The sequence below is a fragment of the Thiocapsa marina 5811 genome (assembly GCF_000223985.1).
Classification (GTDB): domain Bacteria; phylum Pseudomonadota; class Gammaproteobacteria; order Chromatiales; family Chromatiaceae; genus Thiocapsa; species Thiocapsa marina.
In genome coordinates this window covers 217,303-226,073 of the sequence record NZ_AFWV01000012.1, presented here as the reverse complement: position 1 = coordinate 226,073, position 8,771 = coordinate 217,303, and the positions used below count along the sequence as shown (strand labels likewise).

General features: G+C 65.2%; 8 protein-coding genes. 5 read left to right on the top strand and 3 right to left on the bottom strand.

The genetic code is table 11. The features are described from left to right. Positions 1-499 precede the first annotated feature (499 nt). The 5 genes from THIMADRAFT_RS26790 (at position 500) to THIMADRAFT_RS18175 (ending at position 4,617) form a co-directional block, all read left to right on the top strand. Positions 500-1,072 (top strand): hypothetical protein, encoded by a 573-nt coding sequence (locus tag THIMADRAFT_RS26790; protein WP_040732242.1) that lies wholly within the window; start codon positions 500-502, stop codon positions 1,070-1,072. Next, positions 1,065-1,403: a helix-turn-helix domain-containing protein gene (locus tag THIMADRAFT_RS27515; protein ID WP_199484261.1), complete on the top strand. Its 339-nt coding sequence runs from the start codon at positions 1,065-1,067 to the stop codon at positions 1,401-1,403. Before THIMADRAFT_RS26790 ends, THIMADRAFT_RS27515 begins: the two co-directional genes overlap by 8 nt. Beyond that, positions 1,400-2,890 carry an IS21 family transposase gene (gene istA, locus THIMADRAFT_RS18185; protein WP_007194557.1) on the top strand — a complete coding sequence of 497 codons (1,491 nt, stop codon included), beginning with the start codon at positions 1,400-1,402 and terminating at the stop codon, positions 2,888-2,890. Before THIMADRAFT_RS27515 ends, istA begins: the two co-directional genes overlap by 4 nt. After that, on the top strand, positions 2,887-3,648 hold the full coding sequence (gene istB, locus THIMADRAFT_RS18180; RefSeq protein ID WP_007194556.1) for an IS21-like element helper ATPase IstB: 762 nt from the start codon (positions 2,887-2,889) through the stop codon (positions 3,646-3,648). The genes istA and istB overlap by 4 nt, the downstream gene beginning before the upstream one ends. Before the next feature lie 537 nt (positions 3,649-4,185). Further along, complete coding sequence (locus tag THIMADRAFT_RS18175) at positions 4,186-4,617, top strand: hypothetical protein (RefSeq protein ID WP_007194555.1); 432 nt, start codon at positions 4,186-4,188, stop codon at positions 4,615-4,617. A gap of 5 nt (positions 4,618-4,622) precedes the next feature. On the opposite strand, the gene THIMADRAFT_RS18170 is transcribed toward THIMADRAFT_RS18175, so the two are convergent. The 3 genes from THIMADRAFT_RS18170 to purF all read right to left on the bottom strand — a co-directional run bounded on the left by THIMADRAFT_RS18170 (position 4,623) and on the right by purF (position 8,642). Then, positions 4,623-5,648, bottom strand: coding sequence for an IS1595 family transposase (locus tag THIMADRAFT_RS18170; protein ID WP_007194554.1), 1,026 nt, complete (start codon positions 5,646-5,648; stop codon positions 4,623-4,625). A 248-nt stretch (positions 5,649-5,896) separates the two neighbouring features. Next, entirely contained in the window at positions 5,897-7,150 is a 1,254-nt protein-coding gene (locus THIMADRAFT_RS18165) for an O-succinylhomoserine sulfhydrylase (protein WP_007194553.1), read from the bottom strand. After that, positions 7,128-8,642 carry an amidophosphoribosyltransferase gene (gene purF / locus THIMADRAFT_RS18160; protein ID WP_007194552.1) on the bottom strand — a complete coding sequence of 505 codons (1,515 nt, stop codon included), beginning with the start codon at positions 8,640-8,642 and terminating at the stop codon, positions 7,128-7,130. Before purF ends, THIMADRAFT_RS18165 begins: the two co-directional genes overlap by 23 nt. Positions 8,643-8,771: the final 129 nt, after the last annotated feature.

Genomic DNA, 8,771 nt, shown 5'->3' with positions numbered 1-8,771 from the left:
GTGCATCAACACGGCGAAAAACGTGGGGCTTTCAAGGACGGCGTGGCACACTGATGGAGTCTCTTTGTCTTCGCAAACAAGAGACTCTCCCGACGGGTGCTGTTGTTCAAGCACCCCGAGGGAGGCACACCGCTCTCCCTCATGAAAGATGACGATTTAAGGGGGAAGAAACATCAGGGAAGGTGGCCGTACTCACTAGTGGATCGTGGTCCTGCGTCGCCCCCTGCCCCGGGGGTGGCCGAATGGCCGTGGAATCAGTGGCCGGATCGCCGTGGAACGGGTGGCCGAATCAGCGTGGAATCAGTGGCCGAATGCCCGTGGAATGGGTGGCCGAATGGGCGTGGAATACGCAGTTTCTTCTGCGTGTTCTTCCTCCCCCTATCTTTTCAGTCTCTTCTTCCGCCTTTGGATCTTGTTTTGGGTCGTCTTCGCTGCCGCGCGGCGGCGGCGAGGAGCGCTGTCGTCGGCGATGCTTGGAGTAGCTCGGAGGGCTGCCCAAGTGAAACAGCGAAGACGACGCAAGTGTTTGCACTGCGGTGAATTGTTCCATCCCGATGCGCGCAATGCGCACCACCAGCGCTACTGCGGTGAGCCGGCTTGCCGGAGTGCGAGCAAGGCCGCCAGTCAGCGCCGTTGGCTGGGCAAGACGGCCAATCGGGAGTACTTCCGCGGCGCGGCGAATGTCGAGCGGGTCCGGGCCTGGCGCGCCGAGCATCCCGGCTACTGGCGCCGAGGCGAGGCGCAAACGAGCCCTGCGTTACAAGAGGTCTTCTCGACGCAGGACATTGAAACGGATACGGAATCAGCGGCTTTGGCGCGGACTGCATTACAAGATCTCTTCGGTGCGCAAGCGATTGTTCTGATTGGGCTTATCGCGAACTTAACCGGTTCTGCGTTACAAGACGACATCGCGCGCAGCGCACGACGGTTCCAACAATTAGGGCAGGACATTCTCAGCGGCGGGACGCCGGTTGTTGGAGGAGCACGCGATGCACAAAACCCTCTTGGTTCCAGCCCGGCGCCGCCGGGTACCGCGTCAGTTCAGTTGGGTCGACCAACGCCTGGTGCGTGAACGCCACATCGGCCGCTGCTCGGCCGAGGCGCTGGCGCTGTATCTGTTCTTGGTCACGGTGGCCGATGCCGAGGGGCTGAGCTTCTATGCCGACGGCTCCATTGCCGAGCGACTCGGGTGGCCCGAGGCGCAGGTGCGCGCGGCACGCGCCGGGCTGGTGCATGCCGGCTTGGTCGCCTTCCAGGCGCCTCTGTATCAGGTGTTGTCGCTGGATGCGCCGACAACGGCCCCGACGCCGCCGGCCCAACATCCCCGCCCCGCGGCACGTGCCGCCGGCGAGCTGCGCTCACTGCGCACGATCCTGCAGCAGACGATGGAGGGGCGAACATGATCGACTACCAGACCTACTGCGCCATCCATGACCATCACAACCAGCGCGGCCTGAACGCGGCGCAGATCGCCGAGGCCTTGCACCTGGACCCGCGCACGGTGGCCATGTGGTTAGCCGAGCCGCGCTTTCGCCCGCGTCAGGCAACCGCGCGGGCGAGCAAGCTCGACGCGCACAAACCGACCATCCGCCGTTGGCTGGAGGCGCACCGCTACAGTGCCCAGCAGGTGTTTCAGCGCCTGCGCGATGAGCAGGGCTACGGCGGCGGCATCAGCATCGTCAAGGACTACGTGCGCCAGGTACGCCCACCGCGGACACCGGCGTTTCTGACCTTGTCGTTTGGCCCCGGCGAATGCGCCCAGGTCGACTGGGGCTCGTGGGATGCGGTAACGGTGGGCGAGACGCGCCGGCGCCTGTCGCTGTTCGTGATGGTGCTCTGCTACAGCCGCATGCTCTATGTCGAGTTCACCCTGAGCCAGAGCATGGAGCAGTTCCTCGCTTGCCATCAGAACGCCTTCGCCTTTTTCGGCAACCGCGTGCCGGAAAAGGTCATGGTGGACAATCTGAAATCCGCCGTGCTGCGGCGCAGCAGCGGCGAGGCGCCGGTGTTTAATCCGCGCTATCTGGACTTCGCCCGGCACTGCGGCTTTCGCATCGTTGCCTGCAACCCGGGCAAGGGCAACGAGAAGGGGCGCGTGGAGTCGGGTGTCGGTTACGTCAAAAAGAACTTCCTCAATGGGTTGGACATCTCCGACTTCAGTGCCCTGAATCCGGCCGCACGGGTGTGGATGGACAGCATCGCCAACGTGCGCGTGCATGGCGAGACGCACCGGCGCCCGGTGGATCGCTTTGCCGAGGAGCGCTCGGCGCTGCGCGCGGGACCGGATCAGCCCTATGACGTGGCCAACGTGGTGGCGGTGCGCGCCTCGCCGAGCTTTCGCATCCGTTGGGACACCAACCGCTACTCGGTGCCGGCCGAGTACGCCGGGCGGTTGTTGGCGTTGAAGGTGTATCCGGATCGGCTGTGCATCTATGACGGGCAGGCGCTCATCGCCCGTCACCCCCGCTGTTGGGATCGGCACCAAGATTTCGAGCTGCCGGATCACCCGAAGGCCTTGCTCGAGCAACGCCGCAATGCCCGCGAGCAGAAGCTGCTCGGGCGGTTCTTGTCCCTCTCACCCCGAGCCGAGGCGTACTACACGGCGCTGGTCGAGCGTCGCCTCAATGGTGCCCATCACGTGCAGAAGATCGTGGCGCTGAGCGAGATCTACGGCGTGGAGGCCACCGCGCGTGCGATGGCCGATGCCTTCGACTATCAGGCGTTCAGCTGCGAGTACATCGCCAATGTGCTGGAGAGTCGCACGCGCCTGTTGCCCGAGCCGACGGCGTTGCAGCTGACCCGCCGCGCCGATCTGCTGGAGTTGGACATGCCGGCGCCGGATTTGAGCCTGTACCAAGCGCAGGCGCAGACCGCCGAGGAGAGGCCATGAACACCACCACGACAACCCCGAGCGCCGAGCCGTTGAGCGAACAGCTGGCGTATCTGAAGCTGCCCTTCATGCTGGAGCACCATGCGCCGCTGGCCGGGGAGGCGGCGCAGGCGCACTGGGATCATGTCGCCTATCTGGCCCGCCTGGCCGCGGGCGAGGCGGCCCTGCGTCGCGAGCGCAGCGTGCAACGGCGTATCCACCAGGCACGCTTCCCGGTCATCAAGACCCTGGAGCAGTTCCAGTGGAGCTGGCCGAAGGCGATCAATCGCCTGCAGGTGCAAAACCTCTTCCGCCTGCAGTTCGTCGCCGACCAACACAATGTGATCATCCTCGGCACCGTCGGCCTCGGTAAGACTCATCTGGCCACCGCGCTCGGCTATGCCGCCTGCCTGAAGGGCCATAGCGTGCGCTTCGCCACCGCCGTGGAGGTCATCAACACGCTCGCCGCCGCACAACGCGGCGGGCGCCTGAAGCAGGGCCTCGACAGCTACCGCAAGCCGGCCCTGCTCATTCTTGACGAACTCGGCTATCTGCCGATCGACAAAACCGGCGCCGATCTGCTGTTTCAGATCATCAGCCAGCGCTACGAGCATGGCGCGACCGTCATCACCTCCAATCGGGTGTACAAACACTGGGCGGAGATCTTCAACAACGATGCCACCCTCACCTCGGCACTCCTCGATCGCCTCCTGCACCATGCCGAGACGATCGTGATCGAAGGCCAGAGCTATCGCATGAAGGACCGCATCGAGTCCTAAGCACAGCGCGCCGTTCCCCTCCGCAGGGCGACGGCGCCTCATTTGCCCGCCACAATTTCAAATCGGCTGTTTGGCTACAGAATGACGTCGGCGGTAACAGTCAGGATGCTGTCTTTCAGCTCACTCGAATAGGTCGTCATGTCGGTCGCCTTGTCATGCCTCGGGGCGCTTGCGTCGCGCCCTCCGGGGTCAGCCGTTCAGTCGCCCTACGGGCTCCTTCCCGGCTGACCCCGGAGGGCGCAAAGCCCCGGGTCGGTGATGCCCCATCCTCCCACACATCCTCCCAAAGGGAGGCGACATCTATCCTGACACCTGGGGGGGGTAGGGTCTTCGGCGGCGGTGGGGAGACTGTCGGGTGTGGTGAGGGAGGAGCCGCTCCGGAGGGGGCGGTTTTGGGCGGTGCGGCGGTGTCGGCGGGGCCGGTGCGGTTCGCTGCGCTCACCGCACCCTACCGGCATTATGTAGCAAGCGCACATGACCGGACCCGGCCGCCGGGCGAGAATCCGACCCTCAATCTTAGGCAGAGGAGTTGGCATCATGTCCGATACGCAGGTCCTGGGCGGGTTGGTCGCGAAGCGGGGCGAGCTGGCCGGGCACGTGGAGCAGTGTCGTCGTGAATTGCAGCGGCTGGCGGAGGAATTGACCCACCTGGACGCCACGACTCGTCTGTTCGATCCGGACTACGACGTCGGCGCCGTTCAGTCGAAGGGGCCACGCCACCGGCAACAGTGGTTCGCCTCGGGCGAATGCCAGCGTCTGGTCCTGGAGGCCTTGCGCGATGCGCTCGAGCCGTTGTCGGCGCGCGCGGTGATGCAGCTGGTGGCCGCGCGCAAGGCGCTCCCCGAGGATCCCGAGGTGCGCGCGGGCGTGCAGAAGACGGTCCAGGCGGTGCTGCGCCGCCTCGCGGCCAAGGGCGCGGCGCGGGTTGTGGCGCTGGACGGGCAGACGCAGGTCTGGACGCGTGGTTGAGCCGCTCAGGCGGCCAGCAGCTCCGGGCGGGCGGTATTGCCCTGCCAGTCACGGCACCAGTCCCGATGCGGGCGGGTGCGGGGACATTTGGCGAGGGTGTCCTCGAAGATGGCCCCGTTGGACCAGCGCCGGGTGTCTTCTCGGTAGGCGGCTTCGTTGGCGTAGCGCGCGAGGTGGGACAAGCCGAACTTGTGGTGTTGGCCGATCTGCATGCGCCGAAACCGCGAGAAATACGATTCGGCCTGATTGTCGGTCGTCCCGTCCGCGGCGCGGTAGGCGTGTTGATGGTTGACCCGACGCATGACATAGCGCCCGTGCAGCAGATCGTAGGCATCGGACTCATCGGCTGAGAGCGTGGCCCCGGGGGCGATGAAGCGCGCCGCCAGCGCGCCGACGTCGGTCTGGTTCTCCCGCCCGATGATGAAGGTGAGCGTGCGCTTGCCGCCGACCTGCCCGAGCGGATCGTCCGCCGGGTGGGTCTCGCGCATCACCAGCACACAGCGCTTGTCCGGGTTTTGGTTCTCGGCGAGGCGCCGATCCACGCGATCCTCGGCCCGGTTCTCGGGGCGGACCGAGCCGTTCGTATAGGCCCCGTCGAGCTGCACCTGCCCGCTCAGCGCGGTCTCGTCGCGCTGCACCATGAGACTCTCGCGGATCTTGTGCATCATGACGAAGGCGCTTTTGTACTGCACGTCCAGGTCACGGCTCAGTTGCAGTGCCGACAGCCCCTTCGCAGCATTGCTGTAGATCGCGATGGCGCCGAGATAGACCTGCAACGGCAACTTGTGGTGAGCAAAAATCGTCCCCGAGGTCACCGAGAAGGTGTGCCCGCAGGCGCGGCAACGCCACTGCCGGCGGCTCGGCAGGAACCAGGGCTGCTCCGCGACACCGCAGGCCGGACACACCGCTTCGCCCTCCGGACCCCAGCGCATCGCGCGGAAGCGCTCGAAGGCTTGCGCGTCGCTCATCGCGAACACTTCGCGCACGGAAAGCGTCCGGGCGGCGGCCGACAAGAGGAAGTGCTGGGACATCGCATGCTCCGGGGGCTGGATCGATCGTGCCAGTGTGCTCCCGGGGGTGGCTCAAAACGTGAGCCTGCGCCCTAAGTTGTTGATGCGAAATTCATGTGCGCTTGCTACATAATGCCGCACCCTACGGGGTTGGGTCTTCGGCGGCGGTGGGGGGGCTGTAGGGTGTGGTGAGCGTAGCGAACCGCACCGGAGGGGGCGGTTTTGGGCGGTGCGGCGGTGTCGGCGGGGGTCGGTGCGGTTCGCTGCGCTCACCGCACCCTACGGGGTAGGGATTCTAGACCTGGCGCTAAATCGGACTGGATGTCGGCGATGTCTTCCAAGCCGACTGCGATACGCACGAGGCACTCGCCGATCCCGACGGCTGCGCGCTCTTCCGGGGTCAGGCGGCCGTGGGTGGTCGTCGCCGGATGGATAATGGTGGTCTTTACATCGCCGAGATTGGCGGTAATGGACAGCAGGCGGGTCGAGTCGATCAGGTGCCAGGTAGCGTCGCGACCGCCGCGCACGTCGAAGGCGACGATGCCGCCGCCGGTGCGCTGCTGGGAACCGACCAGATGGTGCTGGGGGTGATCCGAGAGTCCGGGATAATAGACCCGCTCGATGCCCGGCTGCGCGAGGAGCCATTCGGCGAGTGTGGCCGCGGATCGCGAATGCGCGAGCATCCGCAGCTCAAGCGTCTCGAGCCCTTTGAGAAAGACCCAGGCGTTGAAGGGGCTCATGGTCGGGCCGGCCGTTCTCAACACGCCGAAGACACCCTCGCCGACCAGCTTGCGATCGCCGACGACGGCGCCGCCGACGCAACGCCCCTGCCCGTCCAAGTACTTGGTGGCGGAGTGGATCACCAGGTCGGCGCCGAGCTCGAGCGGGCGTTGCAGGGCCGGGGTGCAGAAGCAATTGTCGACCGCCAGGAGACAGCCTCGGCGATGTGCAACCTCCGCCAAACCGCGGATGTCGACCATCTCGGTCAAGGGATTGGACGGCGTCTCGCAGAATAGAAGCCGGGTCTCGGGGCGAATCGCCGCGTCCCATGCCCCCGGGTCTCCGAGCGGCACATAGCTGGTCGCGATGCCGAACCGCGAGAGGTATTTATTGAAGAGGAGCGTCGTGCTGCCGAACAGGCTGCGCGAGGCGACGATGTGGTCCCCCGCCTCCAGCAGACCCATGCACACGGCCAGGATGGCGGACATCCCGGAGGCGGTCGCCACGCAGCGTTCGCCGCCTTCGAGGCTGGCCAGACGTTCCTCGAAGGCCGAGACCGTCGGGTTCGTGAAACGCGAATAGATGTTGCCCGCTTGATCGCCCGAAAAACGCGCGGCGGCCTCGGCGGCGCTTTCGAAGACGAAGCTGGATGTCGTGAAGATCGGCTCGCCGTGCTCGCCTTCCGGGGTTCGGTGATGGCCGGTACGTACGGCGCGTGTCGCGAACCCGGGCGCAGCCGCAGACCGCGTTGCAGTCTGCTCGTGCGCGCTCGCTCGCCCGTCAGGCGGAGTTGTAGAGGTCAATGACGTTCTCGCTGAAAGAGCCGTAGGCGGTCTTGGCGCCGTCGTTCCGATTGGCCTCGAGCGCCTGAAGATATTCCGGGGTGACGTCTCCGGTCACGTAGAGGCCGTCGAAGACGGAGGTGTCGAAGCGGTCCACATGGCTCTTGCCCTTCTTCTGAACCGCGTCGATCAGATCGCCGAGCTCTTGAAAAATGAGTCGATCCGCGCCCAGCTCCCGTGCAACCTCGTCCTCTGTACGACCGTGGGCGATGAGCTCGCTGGCCGCGGGCATGTCGATCCCGTAGACGTTGGGGAACCGCACCGGCGGCGCCGCGGAGGCGAAATAGACCCGATGCGCGCCGGCATCGCGCGCCATCTGAATGATCTGCTGCGAGGTCGTCCCGCGCACGATGGAGTCGTCGACCAAGAGGACGTTCTTCTTACGGAACTCAAGATCGATGGCGTTGAGCTTCTGACGCACCGACTTCTTGCGGACCTGCTGGCCGGGCATGATGAAGGTCCGCCCGATGTAGCGATTCTTGATGAAACCTTCCGAGTACGGCACGCCGAGCTGATTGGCCAGTTGGAGTGCAGCGGTGCGGCTGGTATCCGGGATCGGGATCACGACGTCGATGTCGTGATTGGACCACTCGCGCTTGATCTTGGCGGCAAGCTTCTTGCCCATGCGCGAGCGCGCCTTGTGCACCGAGATGTTGTCGATGATGGAGTCCGGCCGGGCGAAGTAGACGAACTCGAAGATGCAGGGCGAGAGAATCGGTTGCGCGGCGCATTGGCGGGTGTGAATCTGCCCGTCGACGCTGATGAAGACAGCTTCGCCCGGCGCGACATCCGCGATCAGGCTAAAACCGATGGTATCGAGCGCCACGCTCTCGGACGCGATCATGTACTCGGTGCCCAGATCGGTCTCGCGCCGACCGTAGACCAAAGGCCGAATGCCGTGCGGATCGCGAAAACCGAAGACCCCGAATCCCGGGATCATCGCGACGGCCGCATAACCGCCGCGGCAACGTCGATGCACGCCGGCGACCGCGCGGAAGACATCCTGCTCGTCGATCCGCAGCTTGCCCTGGAGTTGGAGCTCATGGGCAAACACGTTGAGCAGGATCTCGGAATCCGACTCGGTGTTGAGATGGCGGAGATCCTCGACGAAGAGGTCGCGCTTGAGGTCTTCGGCATTGGTGAGGTTGCCGTTGTGGGCAAGCACGATGCCGTAGGGCGAGTTGACGTAGAAGGGCTGAGCCTCGGCCGAGCTGGCCGCGCCGGCGGTGGGATAGCGGACATGTCCGACGCCCATGTTGCCGCCCAACTGGATCATGTGGCGCGTACGAAAGACATCCCGCGCCAGCCCGTTGTCCTTGCGTAAATGGAGCTTATCGCCCTGACAGGTGACGATACCCGCGGCATCCTGTCCCCGATGTTGGAGCACGAGCAGCGAATCGTAGAGCGCTTGGTTGACTGGACTTTTTCCGACAATGCCGACGATGCCGCACATGACTTCCTCGCCCGCTCCCAGCCCCGGAGACCGAGACGGATGCTGCTGAATGGGAACGGGGAACTATACCCCGCGCGCTTGGCCCCGGACAACATGGAACGCCGACGCGGCGTTCGGTCGGCCTGCGCC

What these genes read in the sequence shown, in the direction of transcription:
- istA (WP_007194557.1), top strand. Translation starts at nt 1,400, where the DNA reads ATGATCGACTACCAGACCTACTGCGCCATCCATGACCATCACAACCAG.
- istB (WP_007194556.1), top strand. Translation starts at nt 2,887, where the DNA reads ATGAACACCACCACGACAACCCCGAGCGCCGAGCCGTTGAGCGAACAG.
- THIMADRAFT_RS18175 (WP_007194555.1), top strand. Translation starts at nt 4,186, where the DNA reads ATGTCCGATACGCAGGTCCTGGGCGGGTTGGTCGCGAAGCGGGGCGAG.
- THIMADRAFT_RS18170 (WP_007194554.1), bottom strand. Translation starts at nt 5,648, where the DNA reads ATGTCCCAGCACTTCCTCTTGTCGGCCGCCGCCCGGACGCTTTCCGTG.
- purF (WP_007194552.1), bottom strand. Translation starts at nt 8,642, where the DNA reads ATGTGCGGCATCGTCGGCATTGTCGGAAAAAGTCCAGTCAACCAAGCG.